Below are 23,049 nucleotides of genomic sequence, written 5' to 3'. Positions count from 1 at the left end.
GTTTCGGGCGGCTCACTCGTCGTCGTCTTTGGACACGATTGGTCGAGGCCGCCTCAGCGAGCCCACCACCAAACAGCGATGTTCAAGGACTTGATCATGAAAAATTGTTAGCCTGAGATCAGCCGCCGCGCAAGAGGCGATTGCGTAACGAAAAAAGAGCGGCCCAAAAGCCGCCCCTCCCCCAGCCTCGAAAGTATGGACGGCAATCAGAAGGTCTTGGTTAGCGACACCTTGAATGTGCGGCCCGGCTCGGAATACCATTCCCGCGGCTGCGACGCCGTCGCCGAGTTGAGATTGACGTCGCGCACGGCGAGCGCGTTGTAGTGCTCCTGGTCGAAGATGTTGTAGACACCAGCTTGAACGCGCAGGCCCGGCAGCTGTTCCGGCGTCCACCAGCCGGTCAAATCCACGATGGCATAACCAGGCGCATCGAAGGTCGTATCGGGGGTCGTGCCGACGGTATTGAGGTGGTCGGTCAGCATGCCGGCCGAAAGCGTCGAGGAAAGGTCGAAGCCGATGGTCTCATTGCTCCAGCCGCCGCCAATGATCGCCTTGAACGGCGCCACCGAGCGCAGGCGCTGCGTGGTCTCTTCATTCCTGCCATAGGCATAGGCAAGCGAGGCATGCAGATTGATGCCGTTGTCAAAGGTCTTGACGGCGCTTGCTTCAATGCCCGAGATCGTCGCCGCGGCCACGTTCGTATAATTGAACTCAGTAAAGCCTGTCGCGTCAACGCTCGTCACCGTCTCAATAAAGTTCTGATAACGGGTATGGAAAGCCGCGACCCGGCCGGTAAAATCGCCCGTGTCGAAATTGGCGCCGATTTCGATGCCGCGGCCGATTTCCGGTTCCAGATCAGGATTGCCGAGTTGGGCGTAGCGGCCTGTAGGGTTGTAGAAGCGGCTGTAAAGCTCATCCACCGTCGGTGCGCGGAAGCCGACGGCAAGTTGCATGTAAAGCTCTACATCAGGCGTCAGGTCGTATGTCGCAAGGATCTTCGGTGACATGGCGGCTTCCGTTCGGTCGCGAAGATCGCCGAAACGGGTAAGGCCGGTATTGTTTGCAAAACCGCCGCCGGTCGAGGGATCGTAGTTGAACCAGTCGAAGCGGAAGCCGGGCGTCAGCGTGAAGCCGGTATTGCCGATCTCGATCTTGTCTTCGACAACTAGCCCAAGGTTATGACTGTCCACATTCGGCACTTCCGCCTGGTTGTTCAGCGACGGGCAAGTCGTCGACGTGGGGCACAGAGCCCAGCTATATTGGCTCCAGCTGGAGACGCCGACGTCAAGGCCGACGCGAACGGAGTGGCTGAGACCGGAATATTCGAAATCCTTCGTCGCGGTGCCGCTGAAGCCCCAGGTTTCGGTTTCGATCTCGTTATTGCGGCCATAGGCAACATTGGCGGTCGTACGGCCTTCGCTGCCGGCCTCCTTCTTCAAATCCTGCCAATAAAGTGTGGCGCGCGCACTGCTGAAGAACGCGTCGGAAGACTGCGCTTCATAATCGTAGTCGAGCGATACGCGATCGCGGTCACGCTGTTCGCGCCCGTCATAATTGTCCATCATGAAGTTGCGGGGGCTGGTTCCTCCCTGAAGATGGCGCAGGTCGGTTTCTAGGTCGCGGCGGAAGCGTTCCGCCGTCAAGCCGATGCGATGACCGCCTTCCAGCTCCTGACGCAGTTTGAAGAGCAGGTTGTTCTGGTCGAAATCGGCAGGATTCGCCTCGGTCCGACGAGCGCCGTAAACGTCATTGTTGCCCATGTTCGCCCGCTCATGGCCTTTGCGGTAGCCGCCCTGGAACAGGATCGAGGTGCCGCCGATCTTCTTGGCGGCGGCGGCCGAGCCGGAAAGGCTGCGGTCTTCGCTGTCATAGGTCGATTTCACGATCGCGCCCCAATCTCGGCCTTCCGGAATGAGATCTTCCGACTCCAGCGTATTGAGAACGATGGCGCCGCCGAGCATGCCCGAACCGCCCTTGCTCGAATCCGCGCCGCGCACGATATCGAGCGACGACAGGGAATCGAAATCGAAGGTATCGCCGCCGCCATTGGCGTTGGCAGGCGCAAAAGCGCCCTGGCGCGAGCTGTTCGAAATATAGGGAATCGGAATGCCGTCTATGGTGGTCAAGATGCGAGCGCCGGATAAGCCGCGCAGATTAAAGCCCGCATCGGCGCGCGAATAGTTGACGCCTGCATCGACGCTGCGGCCGATATCGTCGAAATTGGTAACCTGTTTCTCTTCTAGCTGTTTCTTGGTGATTTCGGTGGCGAGCGGCGTGTCGGCGACGCTGCCCGGAGCCACGCGTTTGCCCTTGACGACAATCTTCTGCAGGACAGTGGTGTCATCGGCCGTCGCTTGTGGCATCGTTGCCGAGGCGCTTTGCGCGAAAGACTGCGAAACAGGAAGAACGGCTGCCGTGCAGACCAATAGAACCGAGCGCCAATGCCGGATGATCATAACCTACCCTCTAATGATGATTACCGGGCTGGCTGGTCGTGGCGGTCGAACGCTCGATGGGCTGGCTGGGCTTTTACGGATAAAGACGAAGCAGAATTCCGCCTTCTTTTCGCCGCATAAAAAACATGAGGACGATTGTCAACATAAGCTGCCGCACTATGTTGAATATTGAGATCAAGTTTTAGCGTTCTTCAAGGACGTTGCACAATTGCAACGAAAAGCGTTCTCAAGCGTTGTTTCTAGCCACGGACACTAGGAAGCGGATGCGTTGAGAAAATTTTCGACATTGGCGATCCTTCTCGCCGCTACTGTCTTTCTTGTCGGCGCCCGCCTGCCACCACAAGGTCCATTGCCCCAGCCTAGGCCCGATGCCGCCCCCGTGACCAGCCCCATCGCCCCGTCTTCGGAAAAGGCGGAACCGCCCACGCCTGAAGAGGTCCCCGCTCCTCAGCCGAAACCGGATATCAAGGAGCCTGAGGCGCCGGCATCAGGCCAGATACCAACGCCTCAGACCGCACCGGCAAAACCCGAGCCATCAGAACCAATGCAGGGCCCACCGCTGCCGCCGGACATGCCCCAAAGTCCACCTACGCCCGCGGAGGAGGACAAGCCGCCCGCTGAGCAGACGCTTGAAGAGCAGAATCTGACGATTGAACCGGAGAGCGATGCCGCGCACGCCGAATGCACCACCGCACTCAAGGCCCTGGGTGTCGTCTTCCGGCAAGCGCCGCGTATCGACGACGGCAACGGCTGCGGCATCGACAAGCCGATCATCGTCTCCGAAGCCCTGCCCGGTATCACGCTGAAACCGGAAGCGACGATCCGGTGCCCCGCCGCACTCGCCCTTGCCCGCTGGATCAAGGAGAGCGTCATCCCCGCCGCTTCCGCCGCCCTACCGGAGCAGGGCCGCATTACCGCTGTCAACCAGGCTACGGCCTATATGTGCCGCCTGCGCAACGGCTCCGAAACAGGCAAGATCTCCGAGCATGCCCGCGGCAACGCCATCGATATTGTGAGCTTCCACTTCAAAAAGGGCGAGGATGTCGCCGTCCGCTCCCGCCGCGAGGACCCGACGCTAACCGGCGCCTTCCAGCGCACCGTCAGCGCCGCCGGCTGCCTCTATTTCACCACCGTCCTCGACCCCGAAAGCGACGCCGCCCATGAAACCCATTTCCATCTCGACGTGATCGAAAGAAAGGGTGGCTACCGCTATTGCCATTGATGGCTTCAGCGCGTGAGGCATGCCGTCAAGCGAGAGCCGGCCAGAAGGGCGACGGCGCCGCATTCGCCCTTCTCCCTAGCGGGGAGAAGGGAGCGAGAGGCCGCGTCCGGGCCCTTTCCATCCTTCGATCAGAACAATCCTTCGATATAGCCTTGGTCGTTGAGGAAAATCCGCTCCGCCGACGGCGATTTCGGCAGGCCGGGCATCGTCATGATCTCGCCCGTAATTGCGACGACGAAGCCCGCGCCGGCCGAAAGCCGCACCTCCCGCACCGAGACGATATGGCCTTCCGGCGCACCGCGCAGGTTCGGATCGGTGGAGAAGGAATATTGCGTCTTCGCCATGCAGACCGGGAGCTTGCCGTAGCCCTGCTCCTCCCATGTCTGTAGCTGGTCGCGCACCGCCTTGTCGGCCGTCACCTCGCCGGCATGGTAGATCTTCGACGCGACGATTTCGATCTTCTCGAGCAGAGAAATATCGTCGCCATAGAGCGGCTGGAATTTCGCCTGCCCGGATTCGGCCAACTCCACCACCTTGTGTGCCAGTTCCTCGATTCCGGCCGAACCTTTCGCCCAGTGCTGGCAGAGGATCGCTTCGGCGCCGAGCCGCGATACGAACTCCTTCACCGCCGCGATCTCGGCATCGGTATCTGTGACGAAATGATTGATCGCTACGACGACGGGTACGCCGAAGCGGCGCACATTGGCGACGTGCCGGCCGAGATTGGCGCAGCCCTTCTTCAGCGCCGCGACATCCTCCGTGCCGAGATCCTCCTTCTTCACGCCGCCGTTCATCTTCAGCGCTCTGACGGTGGCGACGATGACGGCTGCATCCGGCTTCAACCCGGCCTTGCGGCATTTGATATTGAAGAACTTCTCGGCGCCTAGGTCCGCCCCGAAGCCCGCTTCCGTCACCACGTAATCGGAGAGCTTCAACGCCGTCTTCGTCGCTGTCACCGAATTGCAGCCATGGGCGATGTTGGCGAAGGGGCCGCCGTGCACGAAGGCCGGATTGTTTTCCAGCGTCTGCACGAGGTTCGGCTGCATCGCATCCTTGAGCAGCACGGCCATGGCGCCGTCGGCTTTCAGGTCACGCGCATGGACCGGCGTCCTGTCGAAGCGATAGCCGATGATGATGTCGCCGAGCCGCCGCTCCAGATCCTTGAGGTCAGTGGCGAGGCAAAGGATCGCCATCACTTCGGAAGCAACGGTAATATCGAAACCGCCTTGGCGCGGAAAGCCGTTGGCGACGCCGCCAAGCGAGGAGACCATGCTTCGCAGAGCCCGGTCGTTCATGTCCATCACCCGCCGCCAGGTGATGCGGCGGATGTCGATATTCTCTTCGTTGCCCCAGTAGATGTGGTTGTCGATCATCGCCGCCAGCAGATTGTGTGCCGAGGTGATCGCATGGAAATCGCCGGTAAAATGCAGGTTGATGTCTTCCATCGGCACGACCTGCGCATAACCGCCGCCGGCCGCCCCGCCCTTAACCCCGAAGCAGGGGCCGAGCGACGCCTCGCGTATGCAGACGATCGCCCGTTTTCCGATCCGGTTCAGACCGTCGCCGAGGCCGACGGTCGTCGTCGTCTTGCCCTCGCCCGCCGGCGTCGGATTGATCGCGGTAACGAGGATCAGCTTGCCATCCTTCTTTTCCGCTTGCGCCGCGATGAACTCGGCGCTGACCTTTGCCTTATCGTGACCATAGGGAACAAGCTGCTCGGCCGCGATGCCGAGCGTCGCCCCGATCTCGAAGATCGGCTTCTTGGCCGCGGCGCGCGCGATTTCGATATCGGATTTGATTGATGGCATGGATCTACCCCGTCCCGGCCTGCGCGGGCGCGAAGGCGTTGTCCTCGCATTGGGATATCGAAATATCGGCAAGCTGTGAATAGCGCTCGCCCCGCAGGCGCCACGCTCCCTGAAGATCAAGGTCGCCTCCTCGATCGTCGCCATCTCCTCCATCCATTTGCGGCAGGTCTTCCTCAATGCCGACCAATATGACGACAGCAAGATCATGTGGCCGACGCCCATTCACCTGGCCTTCGGCGCCGTGATACCGGGCTTCCCAGAGAAGCTGATGAGCGTCACATCGAAAATGATCTGAAGGACAAGGATTGACGAGGCGGGAAGACACATTCAGGTCGGCGACCGAGAGTGCCCTTCCGCAGCCGATATCAGTTTGCCAAAGCCGCAGGGGTGATTTCAGGCTTCTGATTTCTGGGGCATCGGAGACTTTCCTTCGCCTCCGGTCCACAGACGTGCAAGCCGGGCTCTTCATCATAAGGAATGATACCATTGATGACGCCAAGCTTGAACGCATGAGAGGGAAGTAACTTCTCTCGCTCGATCGATGTCGCAAGCATCATCGTCTCGTATGTCTCTGCACTGACGCCCATCTCGTCAAAATAGGCGAAGAATTTCGTATATTGACTCGTTGTTGGCCTTACGAGGCCGATATCTGAATACCCGACAATCCGCGGCGTTCCGCTCATCAAGACGAGAGTACAGGTCGAAAGACAATGCGCACGGCCAGCGAAAACTTCGCCCTCTGTCGATCCGCTTTTGGCGATACTGGCTTTGCAACGCGGGTCCAGTTTTGGACAATTCGGCAACTGCGTTCTACCGATCGAAGTCTCCAGACCTGCAGCGCGGATTATGCGCCCCATGGCGAAGGCCGCATCCATATCCCCGCCATTGGACTGAAGAACGATCGGCAGCTTCCTTTCGCCGAGCGTCTTCAGGACCGCTTCCAGCTGAGCTGGCGTATCCGGCGTGATGTCTCCGTCCGCGGAAATCCATTGTCTGCACTCTTCCAGGCAATTGCCATTGGACATCAGGAGAAAATCCATGGGCCGAGTTTTCGGCAGGCTCTCGCTTGCGCCTCCGGACGCATTCTGCGCGGATGCCTGCGATACCGGCGCCTCAGCCACAGGCGTCTTCACGCTCCGACTGTGGCAGACCGCCTCGGCGGCTGCATCCGGTGCACAACGCGGCATGCCTGGCCATTCACTGTAAGACAGCATGTCGGTCATAAGGCCTATTCGAGTTGCCTCGGCGGGCGGCACGATCTTGATGCTGTCAGGCGTGGCGCTCATCATGTGATCCAGCAGATCCTTTTCGACCCCCATCTCCTTCAAGTAGCTCGTGAGCGCCACGGTCGCCTTCTTGCCGAGCTTGGTGGAACTGCTCTGCCCCGCCGACTTGCGCGCGACTTCTTTGCGGGAGATCTCCTTCTTCTTGCCGTTCACGATCTTGTATTCGATACGGTAGGAGACGCGCACCTTGTTATAGATCGTCGTGATCTGGTGAACCCCGATGAAAGCCCATTGCGACGCGACACGCGACGTACCGCCCGCGAAGGCCAGCGGGCAGGCGGAAAAACAATATGCGCCGTCCGAATAGGTGTTACCCAGTGCGGTCCCGTCCTTTGCGATGGCGGCATCGCAGCGCAGATCGTCAGCCGGGCAATCCTTCAGTCTTGTGCCTCCTACCGCCGTTTCCAGACCCGCTTTGCGGATCATCCGGCCCATCGCATAGGCGGCATCGACATCACCGCCCTCGGAACGGAAGACGATCGGCGGCTTTCGGTTACCGATCTTCTTGAGGATTTTTCGCAGCTGCGCGGGCGTGTCTGAGGTTATGCGTCCCTCTGCCGATATCCATCCCGGACACTCTTCCATGCAGAGGAGATGGTGGACGAGGATGAAGCGCATCGGCGGCTGCCCTGCCGGCTTCTTCTCCCCGGCAGCCTGCGAGGCCACTGCACCGATCGGCAAACCCAACAGAAGAAAAACAAGTAAGATGAGAGAAAACAGATGCTTCAGATGCAGGCTGAATGCAAGACGCACGATTAAATCGCCTCAGTTATACATGACAATACGCTTATCAATTGCATTGCGCCGCAGCAAGCCAGATTTCGACGCCTCCGGCCGCCCGGGCTTTTCCGGCATGATTCTTTCCCGGACCATGGCACGATGAATCCAAAACTATCCTGCGGCAGGAGAAGTCAAAGATACCACAACGTTACTTGCATAGGCTGCAGCTCAACCGATGCGCGAGCAGTCGTGACTATTTCTACACGATTTGAACCAATTGGCCTGAGATAAGCCGATTGGGACTAGCATCCAGCGGTGTTTGTGTATTTGATAGCGTTAACATTCAGGCTGCCGGAGGCGTACAAATGTCTTACATGACCACCTCTGAAAGACAGTCGTTGCTTTCGGCGGAACTTGCTGTCGCAGGAACGCGCGGTCTGTTTGCACAAGCACTCGCAAGAGTCTCTGCCGCCTTCGGGCTGTCCTATGCGACGCTGATGCACGCCCCGTCGCCGGAGGACCTCCTCCTGAAACCGCTACTGATCGAAAGCTCGCTTCCCGCCGCCTATGTCAGGGATTTCGATCGCGCCAACATGATGCGGGGTTGCCCTTTCGGCGTACGGCTGCGGGAGTCGGCCGTGCCGCAGGCCTGGCACCTCAACGACGTCGTCAATGGACAGGCCTTTCCGGGCGAACTACGCGCCCTGATGCTGCGCTATGGGATACCTGCGGGTGTCGCCATGCCGACAATTGCAGTCGATGGCCGGCGCCTGATCTTCTGGTTCTGTGGCGAGCGCGCCGCTCTTGGCCAGAGCGAGGTAAACGAGCTGGCCATCATCATCCTGCACGCCCTCGACGCACACAATTTGGTCAGACGCAACGAGGAAAACGCGCACAACGCGCTGTCGGCTCGCGAACTTGAAGTCGTGCGCTGGACGGCACAGGGCAAGACCTCGATCGAGATCGGCCAGATCCTGACGCTCTCCGATCACACGGTGAACGCCTATATGACCAACGCGATCAAAAAACTCGATTGCGTCAATCGCACCCAGTTGGTAGCAAAAGCAATTCGATTGAAGCTGATCAGCTGAAGAATCAGAAGAGGGTCAGCACGTCGTCCCGTGACTTGGGGGAATCGTGTCTCTTCGCTTCGAACAGCCCATCGTCGACAAGATAGAACAGTCTCGCGCCCATATCGGTATCACCGATGCGGAAATCGTCCAGATGGTTGCAGCCTATCGCCTTTTCGGCTTCTGGCGCATCGACATCGAAACTGGACATTTCTTTGCAAGCGAGGATGTGCACGCGATCTTCGACCTTCCCTATAGCGACGGACCGGTCAATCTGACCGAGCTGATGTCGCGCATTCACGCGGAAGATCGCGGCCTGATCGCCCAGACCTTCGAGGAGGCAAGCCTCCAGGGAGTCGGCTTCCATTTCGTCTACCGCGTCGACAATCGGCTTGGCGGCTACAAACTGGTGCGCAGCATCGGCCGCTTCCGTGACGATGCGAGCGGTGGCGGCATCGTCGGCGTCACCTATGAATTCGTCGAGAAGCTGCGCGTCGTCGGCTTCGAGGATCATACGGCACGCCGCTGACCACCCGCTGACGCGCAGCTCTTAACGATCGAGCACCGACCTGATTTCGACGAGGTTGGAGCGCACCCTCAGAATATAGAAGCCCATAGTGGCTAGGTGGCTCGGCATGATCCAGCCATCCTCTCGGCCGTTCGAGATGATCGCGGGCTGGATGCGCAATGCCGCCTGGAACTGCCGGGTGGTCCCGCCCCAGATCGCGCCGAGATTACGCTCCCGCACGACCTGCGAGAAATCCGTCTGCGCAGCGGTAAGGATGGCGTAATAGGCGTAGAGCTGGCCATAGGCGAACCAGAAGCGGTCGTCGGCGCGCGTATCGAACCAGCCGCGATTGTGATGCTCGGAACGCTCGGCAAGCATGTCGGAGGTGCTGCCGAGATCGTTGGCGATGCGGTCGATGAACTGCATCAGATTATCGGCGCGGCCGTCGAAAATAGCATTGCAGGCAGCGAGATCTGTGTTGAATTTGCGCAGGTCTCTTATGGCCGTGCGGTAGAAGGAAGGCGTCGGCGTCTTCAGTCCGAAGGGATCGAGCCCGAAATACCAGCTATATTCATCGAACTGCAGGTTGCCGCGTGCGCTCTGCAGATCATTGTTGATACCCGACGTGCCACGCACGCGCCCGAGCGTATCGACAAGCTCCGCGGAAGTCCGGCGAACCGCCTGGTTGATGCCACGCTGGAACGAAGCTTTGTTGTCCAGGAAAGGCGTGTGATCCCAGTCGATGCCGAAGAAGCCCATCTTGTAGAGCAGCATGGAGGAGATCCATGCATTCTGGTCGACGTTGAAATCGGTCAGGTCAGCGGCGACATCGACGATGGCCGAGCGCTGGCAGGTCTTGGCAGCCCCAGCACTCGCCCCCTCGGTGACCGGCAGTTCCTGCCCGGCGGGAACCTTGCGTTCCGAAAGCCTGTATTGATCGACGAAGGCGGTGTTGAAATTCGACCAGACCTGTGTCTGCCAGAAGAAATAGCCGTAAAGCACGACGAAGAGCGCCACGAATGCGATGATCGGCAGCCGGATCATCCAGCTCCGGCGCTGGTACCAGCCATGCGCGGCTAGAAACGGCCAGAAGGCCCAGGCGAAAAACAGGCGGGCCCAACGGCCGATCGTCTGGCCGATCAGCCTGAAAAAACCGGCTATCCGGTCAAGCATCGTCGTCTCCTGTCAGGTGAGGCGAACACTGCAGCGCCGCGCGTTTTTAAGACGCGCTAAGGACGCTGCAGCACTTTGAGTTGCTGCATAATTCCTTAAATCGATTCCGATCTGAGGAATTATGCAGGAGGACATCCCGCCCCGCTGCATCCACATATGCGCTCGGTAGGCCGAGCACAACACGAGCCCTCGATTTTTACGAATGAAAGCAGCGCGGAGCGCTCCCGTCGCGGATTAGGAACGCAGGAATGGCAGCCTGAAGCGGAAGGATCTGCGCGCCGTGTCGATGAGCGGCGCTCCCGACGTTTCCGGCGCCAGCTCGGCATAAGCCGGAAACTTCGCGGCGACGTCGAGGTCGGCTCGGCTCTTGCGCCGCTCCAGATCCTGGGCGACCAGCATGCCCTTCTCGAACAGCCTGATCGGTGCGGCGATATCGGGGAAGAGTTCCGGCTTAATCCTGACCTTCATGCCCGGCCGGTCGGTATCGACCTGCGCCTGATAGATGATCAGCCGCTCCTCGACGTCGATCATCAGCTTGCGCAGCAACACGTTGCAGGAACCGATGCGGCCATTCAGCGAATCGACGAAGGCCTGAAACAGGCCGATGAAGCGCTCGCGCCGCTGGCTGTCGTCCCGCATCTCGTGCTCCTCCGCGGAAATGCGTTCGGCCTCCGCCTTCAGCGCCCGCCGCTCTGCCTCCATCTGCTCCCAATGCGCCCTGTTGCCATAGACGCCGATACGACCCTGCGTCGTCAGCGCCTTGGCGTTGAGCTCCTTCATCTTCAGACGGGCGATATCGATGGAATCGACCAGCCGGCGCCGTTGCTCGACGATGTCCACGAGACCGCGTTCGGCTATCTTGTGGCGTTCGACGATTGAACTGCGCTGGCTAGCGATCAGCCTGGCGAGCGCGTCCGATTTCGCCAGGAGGTCGAGCAGCCGCTCGATGACAGGCGCCTCGCGCACGCGTTCGGTATACATGCGCCACATCCGCTGGCGCGACGTCCAACCGGCCATTTTCTCGCGAAGCGTCAATCCGCGGAAACTGTCGAGATCCCCCGAAACCTCCGCCGTCATCCGGTCCAATGTGAAGACCAACCCTGCGAGCAACGCATCGAGAGCCGCGCCATCGGCGATATGGGCCTGGAAGCGGGTATTCTGCTCGAGGAACATCTCGTCGGCCGAATGTTTTTCATCGCTGTCATAGCTGCGGATGCAGCCCGCGCAATAAGCCCCGTCGGCCTCGATCTTCTCGGCAAGACCGCCTGCGGCTTCGTACTGGTTGTCGAATGGCGGGGCTTTGCGCACCTGATCCCTCCGGAGAATCTTCTGCCCAAGCTAGCCGCTTGCGGCGCCGAAGAAAACCGGCCGCGTCACCGGCCTCCCGGCTCGGCGATCCAGGGCCCGTTCATTTCGTCGTCCCAGTGCCTGCGGCAGAGAGAAACATATTTCTCATTGCCGCCGACATCGATCTGCGCGCCTTCGTGCAGCACCTTTCCCTGCGCGTCCAGCCGCACCACCATTGTCGCCTTACGGCCGCAATGGCAGATCGTGCGCACCTCTCGCATTTCATCGGCGATTGCCAGAAGTTCCTGAGACGCCGGAAAAAGCTTGCCCTGAAAATCGGTCCGCAGCCCGTAGACCATGACGGGAACGCCGAGTCGGTCGACGACGCGGGCAAGCTGCCAGACATGGAGAGGCGTCATGAAATGCGCTTCGTCCACGAAGACGCAGGAGATCGGCGCCCCTTCGCTGCCCAGCGTCATGATCAGCCGGAACAGATCCTCGTCCGGTTCGAAGGGAATGGCGCTTGCCTCCAGCCCAATCCGGGAACCGATGACACCCCGGCCGGCCCGCTCGTCGAACGCGGCGATCAACTGGACCGTGCGCATGCCGCGCTCCTGGTAATTATAGGAGGCCTGCAGCAGCATCGTCGATTTGCCGGCATTCATCGTCGAGTAGTTGAAATAGAGCTTTGCCATCCGAGTCTCCTTGATCGGTTATTGAAAGCTCGGATCGGCAAAGAAAACCCCCGTAATGGCAATAATCACAGGAATTCACCGTCTGGAATCCGTCGAAAGCGTCGAAAACTGGGTGCCTCGGAAAAATCGCAAACGTCGCAATCGTACCCTCCGATACGACGCAAACGCACTGAGGTCGCTTGTCAAACTGGGTTATTGGTGATTGGCTTGGGGACCTAAAGACTGGGAGTCTAAAATGAAAACAACAAGCACATTCAAACTCGTCACCGCAACTGCCGTCGCTGCGCTTTCCATTGCGACCGCCGCCTTCGCCGCGGATCCCGACAGCTGCTCCACCGTCCGCTTCTCCGATGTCGGTTGGACCGACATCACCGCCACCACCGCCACCGCATCTGTCGTCCTGAAGAGCATCGGCTATCAGACCGACGTCAAGGTTCTTTCGGTGCCGGTCACCTATACGTCGCTGAAGAACAAGGATATCGACGTCTTCCTCGGCAACTGGATGCCGACACAGGAAAAGGACGTTCGCCCCTATATCGACGACAAATCGGTCGAATCCTTCGGCCCCAACCTCGTCGGCGCCAAGTACACGCTCGCAACCAATGCCAAGGGCGCCGAGCTCGGCATCAAGGACTTCAAGGACATCGCCGCCCATAAGGACGATCTCGACGGCAAGATCTATGGCATTGAGCCCGGCAATGACGGCAACCGCCTCGTCATGGACTTGATCGAAAAGAACACCTTCGGCCTGAAGGATATGGAAGTCGTCGAATCCTCCGAACAAGGCATGCTCGCCCAGGTCGCGCGTGCCGAAAAAGCCGGCAAGCCCGTGGTCTTCCTCGGTTGGGAACCCCATCCGATGAACACCAACTTCAAGCTGACCTATCTGACAGGCGGCGACGACGTCTTCGGTCCCGATTTTGGCGGCGCCAAGGTCTACACGAATGTTCGCGCCGGCTATCTCGACGAATGCCCGAATGTCGGCGCGATGCTGAAGAACCTGATCTTCTCCCTCGACATGGAGAACCAGATCATGGGCAAGATCCTCAACGACGGCAAGGAGCCCGAGGCCGCGGCGACCGAATGGCTGAAGGCGAATCCTTCCGCCCTCGAGCCTTGGCTTGCGGGCGTCAAGACCCGCGACGGCAAGGGCGACGCGCTGGCCGCTGCCAAGACCAGCCTTGGCCTTTGATAATGTGAACGGGGCGGCTCGCCGCCCCTTTTCATTTTGTCCATAGTTGATTTTTTCGGATAGGCGCGCCCCTTGAATTGGATCACCGACTTTAAGATTCCCATTGGCCCCGGGGCCAAGTCCTTCGTGGATTGGCTCACCTCGAACGGCGCCTGGTTCTTCGACCAGCTCGCCTCCCTGCTGTCGCACGTCATCGACGGCCTGCTCTTCGTGCTGCAGAAGCCTCACCCGCTGATCGTCATCGCCGCCATCGCCGCCATCGCCTTCTGGCTGCGCCGGTCGATCGCGGTCACCCTCTTTACCTGCCTTGGCCTGCTGCTCATCATGAATCAGGGCTACTGGAAGGAAACGACGGAGACGCTCGCTCTCGTGCTCGCCTCCACTTTCGTCAGTATGGTGATCGGCATTCCGCTCGGCATTGCAGCGGCCCGCCGCGCCTGGGTCTATGCCGCGATGCGCCCGGCGCTCGATCTGATGCAAACCATTCCGACATTCGTCTATCTGATTCCGGCGCTAATCCTCTTCGGCCTCGGCATGGTGCCGGGCCTGATCGCGACCGTCATTTTCGCCATCCCAGCCCCCATCCGGCTGACGCGCCTCGGCATCATTTCGACCCCGCCATCCCTCGTCGAAGCCGCGGTTGCCTTCGGCGCCAGGCCAATGCAGGTGCTGCGCAAAGTCGAGCTTCCCTTCGCCGCGCCGCAGATCATGGCGGGCCTCACCCAGACCATCATGCTGTCGCTGTCTATGGTGGTCATCGCCGCCCTCGTCGGCGCCGATGGTCTTGGCGTGCCTGTCGTGCGCGCACTGAATACCGTCAACGTCGCCAAAGGCTTCGAAGCCGGTCTCTGCATCGTCATCCTGGCGATCATTCTCGACCGCATGTTCCGCACGGCGGATGAAGGAGATGGCGCATGACCGCGGTTAGCTTCAAAAATGTCAGCATCATCTTCGGCGACCGGCCGGAAACCGCGCTTGCCATGGCCGACCAGGGCAAAACGCGTGACGAGATCGGCGCCGCGACCGGCCTGGTGCTCGGCGTCGCCAATGCCTCGCTGACGATCGAGGAAGGCGAGATCCTCGTGCTGATGGGCCTTTCCGGTTCCGGTAAGTCGACGCTGCTGCGCGCCGTCAACGGGCTCGCCCCCGTAGTGCGCGGCGACGTCTCGGTGTCGACATCCACTGGTCCCGTCAACCCCTATAGATGCAATGCCAAAGCCCTCCGCGACCTGCGCACCCACACCGTTTCCATGGTGTTCCAGCAGTTCGCGCTGCTGCCCTGGCGCACCGTCGCCGAGAATGTCGGCTTCGGCCTCGAGCTTGCCGGCATGCCGGAGGCCGAACGAAAGGTCCGCGTCGGCGAGCAGCTCGAGCTCGTCAACCTGACGAAATGGGCCGACCGCAAGGTCAACGAACTGTCAGGCGGCATGCAGCAGCGTGTCGGTCTTGCCCGCGCCTTTGCCACTGGCGCACCGATCCTGCTGATGGACGAGCCTTTCTCGGCGCTCGATCCCTTGATCCGCACCCGGCTGCAGGACGAGCTCCTGGAGTTCCAGCGGCGGCTGAAGAAGACCATTCTCTTTGTCAGCCACGATCTCGACGAGGCCTTCCGCATCGGCAACCGCATCGCCATCATGGAGGGCGGCCGGATCATACAGTGTGGAACGCCGCACGACATCGTGAAGAATCCTGCCGACCAATATGTCGCCGACTTCGTGCAGAACCTCAATCCGATCAACATGCTGACTGCCGCCGACGTCATGCAGCCCGGCCTCGGCCAGACGGCCGCCGGCATGAGCGTCAGCGCCACGGCCCGCGCCGCGACCCCGCTCGTCGATGTCCTCGACGTCCTCGCCCGCCAGCCGGGCAGCATCGGCATCGTGGAAAACGGCGCGGTCATCGGCACCATCACCGCCCAGGATATCGTCGCCGGCCTTACTCGCCATCGCCGCAAGGAGGATGCTTGATGTTTTCAATCCGCTTTGTCACAAAGCGGATATGAAAGATCAGCCCTCGCCTGTACGCGAAACCGATGATGAGGCCCGCAAACTCGCCCGCGTGCTGTTGCGCTCGGCACGGCACGCGGCGATTGCGGTTCTCGATCCCGGGACCGGTTTTCCCTTCGCCAGCCGCGTCCTCCTCGCCACCGATATCGACGGCGCCCCCGTCATTCTCGTTTCGAAGCTTTCGGCGCACACGAAGGCGCTCATAAGAGACCCGCGTGCCTCGCTGCTGACCGGCGAGCCAGGCAAGGGCGATCCGCTCGCCCATAGTCGGCTGACGACCCAATGTACGGCGCAACCAGTTGAGCGTGGTCATCAGTTCCACGAGCGCATTCGCACGCGTTTTCTCGATCGCCATCCCAAGGCAAAACTCTATATCGATTTCCCCGATTTCCTCTTCTTCCGTCTCAAACCGGAGCAGGCGAGCCTAAACGGCGGCTTCGGCCGCGCCTACTATCTCGACGGAAGGGATCTCATCATCCAGTCGCCCGCAAACGAGGAGGTCGCCGCCAAAGCGGCCGAAACAGTGCGAGATTTAATAGGACGCCATCCCGACGTGGCGGACGTCCTCGCAGTGCGCCTAAAAGCCCCGGAATCGGCCTCTTGGCGCATCTGCGGCATCGATCCAGCGGGTTTCGAGATCACTTCGGGCGACTTTTTGGTGCGACACGAATTCGAAACTCTGGCTGTGGATTCCGATCACATTTGTTCAAACATATCTAAAATAGCATACTCGATACCTTAAATTTAGGTATATACAATCTTCGAGCCCAGTTGCTAGTTTCGGCCGCCGGCTCCGGCAGACGGCTTTTGCCAAATAGATGATGTACGTTTCGCATTAGGAAGATAACATTATGGAAACCCCGGATTTGGCTGACCACACGAATGTGGCGGCAGCACTATTGTCAGCCATGGCCAACCCCAAGAGATTGCTGATCCTGTGCAGCCTGGTGAAGGGCGAAGTCGCCGTCGGCGTGCTTGCCACACAAGTTGGCCTCAGTCAGTCGGCTCTTTCACAGCACCTTTCGAAGCTGCGTGCGCAGAAGCTGGTCAAGACCCGCCGCGACGCCCAAACCATCTACTATTCGAGCACATCCGAGCCGGTCATGAAGATTCTGGCGACGCTCGAAGACATCTACCTCGTTCCGAGCAGAAGTAGATCCGCAGCCTGATGATAGCGCTGACATAAAGTTGGGCGGTGCCGAGGCGGGGAATGTCCCGGAAGCATCGGCAACCTTTTTCGGCACCTGAACCTCGAAGCCAAACGACCGGCAAATCTCGCGATTTGCCGGTCGTGCCTTTGCGTGAGTTCATTATGACCAGATACCGCCGCCAGCCCCGACCGCCTACTTTGCCGCGACGCAACTCCCGATGCTGAACCGAACGAAGCGTCTTCGGACTTTTCTCGTTGACGCGTTGAGAAGCCCTGATAATTTGACCGGGCAGTAAAAATTCGGGCGATAAGCCCGCGGGAACGGGCCGTCAACGGCCAGGAGAACAGCATGTCCAACCGCCTCAATGCGCCGAACGATCTTCGTGCCTTCTGGATGCCCTTTACGGCAAATCGCCAGTTCAAGAAGGAGCCGCGGTTGTTCGTTGGCGCCAAGGACATGTATTATACCACCCATGACGGCCGTCAGGTGTTGGACGGCACGGCGGGCCTGTGGTGCGTCAACGCCGGCCACTGCCGTCCGAAGATCACCGAGGCGATCCGGGAACAGGCGGGTGAACTCGATTACGCGCCGGCCTTCCAGCTTGGCCATCCCAAGGCCTTCGAACTGGCGAACCGCCTGGTCGATATCGCTCCGGAAGGCATGAACCACGTCCTCTACACCAATTCCGGCTCCGAATCCGTCGAGACCGCGCTCAAGGTGGCGCTCGCCTATCACCGAGTGAAGGGCAACGGTTCTCGCTTCCGCCTGATCGGTCGCGAGCGCGGCTATCATGGCGTCAATTTCGGCGGCATCTCCGTCGGCGGCATCGTCGCCAACCGCAAGATGTTCGGCACGCTTCTGACCGGCGTCGATCACATGCCGCACACCCACCAGCCCGGCAAGAACAACTTCACCCGCGGCGAGCCTGAGCATGGCGGCGACATCGCCACCGAACTCGAGCGCATCGTCACGCTGCATGACGCCTCCACCATCGCAGCCGTCATTATCGAGCCGGTGGCGGGCTCCACGGGCGTCCTGATTCCACCGAAGGGCTACCTGCAGAAGCTGCGCGAAATCTGCACCAAACACGGCATCCTTCTGATCTTCGACGAAGTCATCACCGGCTTCGGCCGTCTCGGCGCCCCCTTCGCCGCGCAATATTACGACGTCAAGCCCGACATGATCACGACCGCAAAGGGGCTGACCAACGGCGTCATCCCGATGGGCGCCGTATTCGTTACCTCAGAGATCCATGACGCCTTCATGAACGGCCCGGAGCACATGATCGAGTTCTTCCACGGCTATACCTATTCGGGGAACCCGATCGCTTCCGCCGCAGCCCTCGCCACGCTCGACACCTACAAGGAAGAAGGTCTGCTCACCCGCGCCGCCGAGCTTTCCGACTATTGGGCCGACGCGCTGCATTCGCTCAGGGACTGCCCCAACGTCATCGACATCAGGAACACCGGCCTGATCGGCGCAATTGAACTCAATCCGATCGCCGGCGAGCCGACGAAGCGCGCCTTCACCGCTTTCCTGAAGGCCTATGAGAGCGGGCTTCTGATCCGCACCACCGGCGACATCATCGCGCTCTCCCCGCCGCTGATCATCGAAAAGCAGCACATTGACGAGCTCTTCGGCAAGCTGCGAACCATCCTGCAGAATAATATCTGAAGACGCTCTCGGGATTTCCGCTCAGACCCGCGGTGACCAATGGTCTCGCGGTTTTTTTCGTCTTGACTAAAGATGCAAAAACCTCAGCTCACAGAGGCGACGGAAAGGCAGAGGGCGAATTTTTTCAGGAGTTGGCGATCAAAATGCCCCTCGGCGCTGAACATCCATTTCAGTGCCTGGCTGGCACTCCACGGCGCCTTATATGGCCGCACGGAAGTGATGGCGTCATAGACATCGCAGATAGTCGCCATCCGCGTGTGAAGGCTCACTTCGCTGCCGGACAACCGGCGCGGATAGCCTTTACCGTCAATGCGCTCGTGATGATTGAGGCAAACGTCGAGAACGATCTCCGGCATGCCCTCCTGCAGCGACAGCATCGCGTGCCCCTTCTCCGGATGGCCCCGAAGCAAGCCGATCTCGTCCTGTTCCAGGGGCCCCGTCTTGTTCAGCACCTCAAGCGGAACTTCGAGCTTGCCCACATCGTGCAGCAAACCAGCCGTGCCGAGCGTCTGAATCGTATGCTCGTCGAGTGCGAGATGGCGGCTGAAAAGGATCATCAGCGCGCTCACCGAAATGGAATGCAGGAAGGTCACTTCATCTTTTGATTTCAGACGCGTGACGCTCAGGAAAACTGCGGGGTTCTCATCCATCGACTTGGAGACGAACGAGATCACAGGCGCCACGTGATCGATGCTGAAGCCCTCGCCGTTCCGCAGCCTCGCGAAAGCCTCTTCCAATAACCGTACGGATTTCTGAACGGCCTCGCACGCGGCCTGGATGTCGATCTCGATGTCACGGCCCGGGAGGCCGTTGGTATCGAGCCCCTTGCTGGTATTGATGACGACGCTGGCGGTGCCGCATTTGCGAATTTTTGCGGCATCGACCTCACGCAGCAGGGAAAACCTGCGCCTCGATAACAACGGATCCTGCCACAGGCCCTCGATAGCCTCCACAAACATTCCGATACGCACCTGACCGGCGTCGATACGCTTCAGCATCCAGATCTCTGTTTCCCGATAGGTCTATGTATTTGTTGTATAGTTCTCTTTTTCAATGCTGCGGCAGTTTGATATCGCGGGATGTTACTGCCACTGGCCAAACCAACGGTTAATTGGAAAGCTAAAGACAACCTTATGGATGCGATTTATCTGGCGGAAAACCGTCCGCCAGCTCGCATCAGGAAATCCCGGAGAAATGTCGAAAAATGATCCGCCCTTGGCGAGCTTTCGGCCGGATCGGCCGAATTTTCCCTGCGTTTTGTTATGAACTTGCGCAATCTCATCAAAATTTCTAGAAATCTTGCCATGAGCCCTTCCCGAGTCAAACATGGCCGGCGGGCTCGCTGATCGCACCGTTACCGATCGTCCTTGGCACGGCCCCTGAGGGCTGTTGAATGATCGGGAAAGCCGGCGCGGCACATCATCGCGGGTCGACGACCCCATCCAAGGAGACAGACAATGACCCTCAAGACATTGACGGCGACCCTCGTCGCGTCACTCGCCTTTGCGCCCCTTGCCCATGCCGATATCACCATCGGCCTCATCGCGCCGCTGACCGGTCCCGTCGCCGCCTATGGCGATCAGGTGAAGAACGGCGCTCAGACCGCCGTCGACGAGATCAACAAGAAGGGCGGAATCCTCGGCGAGAAAGTCGTCCTCGAACTGGCCGACGATGCCGGCGAACCGAAGCAGGGCGTTTCCGCCGCCAACAAGGTTGTCGGCGACGGCATCCGCTTCGTCGTCGGACCAGTAACATCGGGCGTTGCGATCCCGGTTTCGGACGTTCTGGCTGAAAATGGTGTGCTGATGGTCACCCCGACCGCCACGGCCCCCGACCTCACCAAGCGCGGCCTCACCAACGTGCTGCGCACTTGCGGCCGCGACGACCAGCAGGCCGAAGTCGCCGCCAAACACGTGCTGAAGAATTTCAAGGACAAGCGCATCGCTATCGTCAACGACAAGGGCGCCTACGGCAAGGGTCTTGCCGATGCCTTCAAGGCGACGCTCAATGCCGGCGGCGTCACCGAAGTCGTCAATGACGCCATCACCCCCGGCGACAAGGATTTCGGCGCGCTCACCACCCGCATCAAGTCCGAAAAGGTCGACATCGTCTACTTCGGCGGCTACCACCCCGAGGGCGGCCTGCTCGCCCGCCAGCTGCACGATCTTTCCGCCAACGCGATGATCATCGGCGGCGATGGTCTCTCGAACACCGAGTTCTGGGCGATCGGTACGGATGCAGCGGCAGGAACGCTGTTCACCAATGCTTCCGATGCCACCAAGAACCCGGACTCCAAGGCTGCCGCAGAAGCGCTTGCCGCCAAGAACATTCCGGCCGAGGCCTTTACGCTCAACGCCTACGCCGCTGTTGAAGTTTTGAAAGCCGGCATCGAAAAGGCCGGCAGCGCCGAGGATGCCGAAGCCGTCGCGGCCGCTCTGAAGGGCGGCATGGAGGTTCCGACCGCCATCGGCAAGCTCACCTACGGCGAGACCGGCGACCTGACCTCGCAGAGCTTCTCGCTGTACAAGTGGGAAGGCGGCAAAATCGTCGCTGCCGAGTAGTTCACGAACCTCGTGAAACAGGATCGGGCGCCTTTCGGCGCCCGATTTGTATTGGGTGTCAGTTTGTCTTCTTCAGATCACCGCGCGTGTAATCCTCCAGCGTGGTGGGTGTAACGAGAACCAATGGCTGGGTATAGGTTCTGTTGGGTAGAGGTCTTGGAACAATCGTATGGAAACGGGTAAGGACAGCACGCTTGAGGCTCGCATCCATAACCTCGCTTCCAGACGGCTTTGCGAGGATGACGCTGGTGACCCTTCTGTATTTGTCAGTCTTGAAGGTAACCGAATTTTGCGTGGTCTTCGTTGTTTCGCAACCGCTCAACAAAAGAACAGCCGCACAGGCAGCCGAAATAATTGCTTTCATATCATGACCTTGAGTTGGGAATTAGCATCTGTATTCTGGCTTCACTAGCATTGCCATGGTCAAGTCGGAAGCGGCCGGAAATACCAAAGAATTTTTCCGCGCTTCTCACAGCAGCGGCAGAAATCAGCGAAGGGGTGCCAGTTCATGACCACCAAGCTCGAACGTCTTATCGACCAGGGTGTGGGCCGCGTGCCCGCCGACATCGTGCTGAAGGGCGGTAGCTTCTTCGATCTCGTTACCGGCGAAATCGTCCACTCCGACATCGCCATCGGCGCCGACCGCATCGTCGGTACTTCAGGCAATTATGAGGGCGAAGTCGAAATCGACATATCAGGCAGAACTGTCGTTCCGGGCTTCATCGACACACATCTGCACATCGAGTCCTCGCTCGTGACCCCGCATGAATTCGACCGCTGCGTCCTGCCCTACGGCGTCACCACCGCCATCTGCGATCCGCATGAGATCGCAAATGTTCTCGGCACCGAGGGCATCGAATTCTTCCTTGAATCCGCGCTGGAGACAATCATGGACATCCGTGTCCAGCTCTCCTCCTGCGTGCCGGCAACGCATCTCGAAACTGCGGGCGCCGACCTGCCGATCGAGCGCCTCCTGCCCTTCCGCGATCACCCGAAGGTGATCGGCCTTGCCGAGTTCATGAATTTCCCCGGGGTGATCCATAAGGATCCCGTTTGCATGGCCAAACTTGACGCCTTCCAGGGCGTCCATATCGATGGCCACGCGCCGCTTCTTTCCGGCAACGACCTCAACGGCTATCTCGCGGCCGGCATACGCACTGAGCATGAGTGCACGAGCGCCGCCGAGGCGCTGGAAAAGATCCGCAAGGGCATGCACATCCTGGTACGCGAGGGCTCGGTCTCCAAGGACCTCGCCGCGCTGATCCCCATCATCACCGAGCGGCTTTCGCCTTACCTCGCGCTCTGCACCGACGACCGCAACCCGCTCGATATTGCCGAACAGGGCCATCTCGATCATATGATCCGCACGGCGATCGCCAAGGGCGTCGAGCCCCTGGCCATCTACCGCGCCGCCTCGATCTCGGCCGCCCGCGCCTTCGGCCTCAGGGACCGCGGTCTGGTTGCGCCAGGCTGGCGCGCCGATCTCGTCATTCTCGACAGCCTGCAGAGCTGCCGCGCCGAGATGGTCTTTTCCGCCGGCCGCCATGTCACTGACACGCTCTTTGCCACGCGCAAACCGGTCGCCCCGATCGGCCTCGACAGCGTCAAGGCCCGAACGGTCAACGCCGCCCATTTCGGAGTCCCCGTCGCCGAGGGTGAAACATCGGTCATTGGCGTCCTGCCGGGCAAGATCATCACTGAGCATCGCCGCTACCGCCTGCCGGCCAGAGGTAACGAGACAACGGTTGATCTTGCCAACGACATCATCAAGGTCGCGGTCATCGAGCGTCACGGCAAGAACGGCAATCATGCCAACGGCTTCGTCCAGGGCTTCGGGCTGAAGAAGGGTGCGATCGCCTCCACGGTCGGCCACGACAGCCACAATATCTGCGTCATCGGGGTCAATGAGGACGACATGGCGCGCGCCGCAAACCGCCTCGGCGAGATCAAGGGCGGTTTCGTCGTCGTCGAGGACGGCAACATCACCGGCGAAATCGCCCTTCCCGTCGCCGGCCTGATGAGCATCGAGCCGTACGAAACCGTGCGCGACACGCTGCACCATCTGCGCAAGGCCGCCTTCGCGCTCGGCGCCACACTGGAAGAGCCATTCCTCCAGCTTGCCTTTCTGCCGCTGCCCGTCATCCCGCACCTGAAGATTTCCGACCGCGGCATGGTCGACGTGGACAGGTTCGCGCTGATCGAGTGACAAGCCTCGTGGACGCGGCAGGTCAACGAGCCTC

The 23,049-nt window shown here is 60.1% G+C and carries 19 protein-coding genes and 1 pseudogene; 12 read left to right on the top strand and 8 right to left on the bottom strand.

Annotated elements, in window-relative coordinates; all coding sequences use genetic code 11:
• Positions 1–206: 206 nt before the first annotated feature.
• Entirely contained in the window at positions 207–2,456 is a 2,250-nt protein-coding gene (locus FFR93_RS09215) for a TonB-dependent hemoglobin/transferrin/lactoferrin family receptor (RefSeq protein ID WP_138393015.1), read from the bottom strand.
• A gap of 268 nt (positions 2,457–2,724) precedes the next feature.
• On the opposite strand from FFR93_RS09215, the gene FFR93_RS09210 reads away from it, so the two are divergent.
• The gene (locus tag FFR93_RS09210; protein ID WP_138393013.1) at positions 2,725–3,678 is read left to right on the top strand and encodes an extensin family protein; all 954 of its coding nucleotides are present in this window, start codon (positions 2,725–2,727) and stop codon (positions 3,676–3,678) included.
• A gap of 128 nt (positions 3,679–3,806) precedes the next feature.
• Here the strand turns inward: FFR93_RS09210 and FFR93_RS09205 are convergent, their stop codons facing one another.
• Positions 3,807–5,486, bottom strand: a complete 1,680-nt coding sequence (locus tag FFR93_RS09205) for a formate--tetrahydrofolate ligase (RefSeq protein ID WP_138393011.1) — start codon at positions 5,484–5,486, stop codon at positions 3,807–3,809.
• A gap of 106 nt (positions 5,487–5,592) precedes the next feature.
• On the opposite strand from FFR93_RS09205, the pseudogene FFR93_RS41360 reads away from it, so the two are divergent.
• A pseudogene (locus FFR93_RS41360) lies at positions 5,593–5,795 on the top strand (hypothetical protein); the annotation flags it as partial.
• 56 nt (positions 5,796–5,851) lie between these two features.
• Here the strand turns inward: FFR93_RS41360 and FFR93_RS09195 are convergent.
• The gene (locus FFR93_RS09195) at positions 5,852–7,525 is read right to left on the bottom strand and encodes a hypothetical protein (RefSeq protein WP_138393010.1); all 1,674 of its coding nucleotides are present in this window, start codon (positions 7,523–7,525) and stop codon (positions 5,852–5,854) included.
• A 332-nt stretch (positions 7,526–7,857) separates the two neighbouring features.
• On the opposite strand from FFR93_RS09195, the gene FFR93_RS09190 reads away from it, so the two are divergent.
• Positions 7,858–8,583 carry a LuxR family transcriptional regulator gene (locus tag FFR93_RS09190; protein WP_138393009.1) on the top strand — a complete coding sequence of 242 codons (726 nt, stop codon included), beginning with the start codon at positions 7,858–7,860 and terminating at the stop codon, positions 8,581–8,583.
• A gap of 46 nt (positions 8,584–8,629) precedes the next feature.
• The gene (locus FFR93_RS09185) at positions 8,630–9,091 is read left to right on the top strand and encodes a PAS domain-containing protein (protein WP_064705787.1); all 462 of its coding nucleotides are present in this window, start codon (positions 8,630–8,632) and stop codon (positions 9,089–9,091) included.
• A gap of 21 nt (positions 9,092–9,112) precedes the next feature.
• Here FFR93_RS09185 and FFR93_RS09180 read toward each other — a convergent pair whose 3' ends face one another.
• From FFR93_RS09180 to FFR93_RS09170, 3 genes are all read right to left on the bottom strand, one after another.
• A complete protein-coding gene (locus FFR93_RS09180) occupies positions 9,113–10,243 on the bottom strand; it encodes a DUF2333 family protein (RefSeq protein WP_138393007.1) in 1,131 nt (376 codons plus the stop codon).
• Positions 10,244–10,477: 234 nt separating this feature from the next.
• Positions 10,478–11,551, bottom strand: a complete 1,074-nt coding sequence (locus tag FFR93_RS09175; protein ID WP_138393005.1) for a hypothetical protein — start codon at positions 11,549–11,551, stop codon at positions 10,478–10,480.
• 65 nt (positions 11,552–11,616) lie between these two features.
• Positions 11,617–12,225, bottom strand: a complete 609-nt coding sequence (locus FFR93_RS09170) for a thymidine kinase (RefSeq protein WP_138393004.1) — start codon at positions 12,223–12,225, stop codon at positions 11,617–11,619.
• A 235-nt stretch (positions 12,226–12,460) separates the two neighbouring features.
• On the opposite strand from FFR93_RS09170, the gene FFR93_RS09165 reads away from it, so the two are divergent.
• From FFR93_RS09165 to FFR93_RS09140, 6 genes are all read left to right on the top strand, one after another.
• Complete coding sequence (locus FFR93_RS09165) at positions 12,461–13,417, top strand: choline ABC transporter substrate-binding protein (RefSeq protein WP_138393002.1); 957 nt, start codon at positions 12,461–12,463, stop codon at positions 13,415–13,417.
• A gap of 72 nt (positions 13,418–13,489) precedes the next feature.
• Positions 13,490–14,335 carry a choline ABC transporter permease subunit gene (choW, locus tag FFR93_RS09160; RefSeq protein ID WP_064705792.1) on the top strand — a complete coding sequence of 282 codons (846 nt, stop codon included), beginning with the start codon at positions 13,490–13,492 and terminating at the stop codon, positions 14,333–14,335.
• The gene (gene choV / locus FFR93_RS09155; RefSeq protein WP_064711448.1) at positions 14,332–15,384 is read left to right on the top strand and encodes a choline ABC transporter ATP-binding protein; all 1,053 of its coding nucleotides are present in this window, start codon (positions 14,332–14,334) and stop codon (positions 15,382–15,384) included. Before choW ends, choV begins: the two co-directional genes overlap by 4 nt.
• A gap of 31 nt (positions 15,385–15,415) precedes the next feature.
• Positions 15,416–16,165, top strand: coding sequence for a pyridoxamine 5'-phosphate oxidase family protein (locus tag FFR93_RS09150; protein ID WP_138393000.1), 750 nt, complete (start codon positions 15,416–15,418; stop codon positions 16,163–16,165).
• Positions 16,166–16,274: 109 nt separating this feature from the next.
• Positions 16,275–16,592 (top strand): metalloregulator ArsR/SmtB family transcription factor, encoded by a 318-nt coding sequence (locus FFR93_RS09145; RefSeq protein WP_064684394.1) that lies wholly within the window; start codon positions 16,275–16,277, stop codon positions 16,590–16,592.
• Positions 16,593–16,922: 330 nt separating this feature from the next.
• Positions 16,923–18,248: an aspartate aminotransferase family protein gene (locus tag FFR93_RS09140; protein ID WP_138392999.1), complete on the top strand. Its 1,326-nt coding sequence runs from the start codon at positions 16,923–16,925 to the stop codon at positions 18,246–18,248.
• Positions 18,249–18,331: 83 nt separating this feature from the next.
• Here the strand turns inward: FFR93_RS09140 and FFR93_RS09135 are convergent, their stop codons facing one another.
• A complete protein-coding gene (locus FFR93_RS09135; protein WP_138392998.1) occupies positions 18,332–19,246 on the bottom strand; it encodes an HD-GYP domain-containing protein in 915 nt (304 codons plus the stop codon).
• A gap of 459 nt (positions 19,247–19,705) precedes the next feature.
• Here FFR93_RS09135 and FFR93_RS09130 point away from each other — a divergent pair, with 459 nt between their 5' ends.
• A complete protein-coding gene (locus tag FFR93_RS09130; RefSeq protein WP_138392996.1) occupies positions 19,706–20,809 on the top strand; it encodes a branched-chain amino acid ABC transporter substrate-binding protein in 1,104 nt (367 codons plus the stop codon).
• 58 nt (positions 20,810–20,867) lie between these two features.
• On the opposite strand, the gene FFR93_RS09125 is transcribed toward FFR93_RS09130, so the two are convergent.
• Positions 20,868–21,173: a hypothetical protein gene (locus FFR93_RS09125; protein WP_138392994.1), complete on the bottom strand. Its 306-nt coding sequence runs from the start codon at positions 21,171–21,173 to the stop codon at positions 20,868–20,870.
• A gap of 144 nt (positions 21,174–21,317) precedes the next feature.
• Here FFR93_RS09125 and ade point away from each other — a divergent pair, with 144 nt between their 5' ends.
• On the top strand, positions 21,318–23,015 hold the full coding sequence (gene ade, locus FFR93_RS09120) for an adenine deaminase (RefSeq protein ID WP_138392992.1): 1,698 nt from the start codon (positions 21,318–21,320) through the stop codon (positions 23,013–23,015).
• The last annotated feature ends 34 nt before the right edge of the window (positions 23,016–23,049 follow it).

Origin of the sequence: Rhizobium sp. MHM7A (assembly GCF_005862215.1) — a bacterium.
GTDB lineage: Bacteria > Pseudomonadota > Alphaproteobacteria > Rhizobiales > Rhizobiaceae > Rhizobium > Rhizobium bangladeshense.
Note: the sequence above shows the minus strand (reverse complement) of the source record. Positions and strands in the feature narration are given on the sequence as shown.

Excerpts from the sequence above, each read along its gene's own strand:
- FFR93_RS09140 (WP_138392999.1), top strand. The coding sequence starts at position 16,923 with ATGTCCAACCGCCTCAATGCGCCGAACGATCTTCGTGCCTTCTGGATG.
- FFR93_RS09135 (WP_138392998.1), bottom strand. The coding sequence starts at position 19,246 with ATGCTGAAGCGTATCGACGCCGGTCAGGTGCGTATCGGAATGTTTGTG.
- FFR93_RS09125 (WP_138392994.1), bottom strand. The coding sequence starts at position 21,173 with ATGAAAGCAATTATTTCGGCTGCCTGTGCGGCTGTTCTTTTGTTGAGC.
- ade (WP_138392992.1), top strand. The coding sequence starts at position 21,318 with ATGACCACCAAGCTCGAACGTCTTATCGACCAGGGTGTGGGCCGCGTG.
- FFR93_RS09145 (WP_064684394.1), top strand. The coding sequence starts at position 16,275 with ATGGAAACCCCGGATTTGGCTGACCACACGAATGTGGCGGCAGCACTA.
- FFR93_RS09215 (WP_138393015.1), bottom strand. The coding sequence starts at position 2,456 with ATGATCATCCGGCATTGGCGCTCGGTTCTATTGGTCTGCACGGCAGCC.
- FFR93_RS09180 (WP_138393007.1), bottom strand. The coding sequence starts at position 10,243 with ATGCTTGACCGGATAGCCGGTTTTTTCAGGCTGATCGGCCAGACGATC.
- FFR93_RS09130 (WP_138392996.1), top strand. The coding sequence starts at position 19,706 with ATGACCCTCAAGACATTGACGGCGACCCTCGTCGCGTCACTCGCCTTT.
- FFR93_RS09170 (WP_138393004.1), bottom strand. The coding sequence starts at position 12,225 with ATGGCAAAGCTCTATTTCAACTACTCGACGATGAATGCCGGCAAATCG.
- choV (WP_064711448.1), top strand. The coding sequence starts at position 14,332 with ATGACCGCGGTTAGCTTCAAAAATGTCAGCATCATCTTCGGCGACCGG.
- FFR93_RS09150 (WP_138393000.1), top strand. The coding sequence starts at position 15,416 with ATGAAAGATCAGCCCTCGCCTGTACGCGAAACCGATGATGAGGCCCGC.
- FFR93_RS09190 (WP_138393009.1), top strand. The coding sequence starts at position 7,858 with ATGTCTTACATGACCACCTCTGAAAGACAGTCGTTGCTTTCGGCGGAA.
- FFR93_RS09165 (WP_138393002.1), top strand. The coding sequence starts at position 12,461 with ATGAAAACAACAAGCACATTCAAACTCGTCACCGCAACTGCCGTCGCT.
- FFR93_RS09205 (WP_138393011.1), bottom strand. The coding sequence starts at position 5,486 with ATGCCATCAATCAAATCCGATATCGAAATCGCGCGCGCCGCGGCCAAG.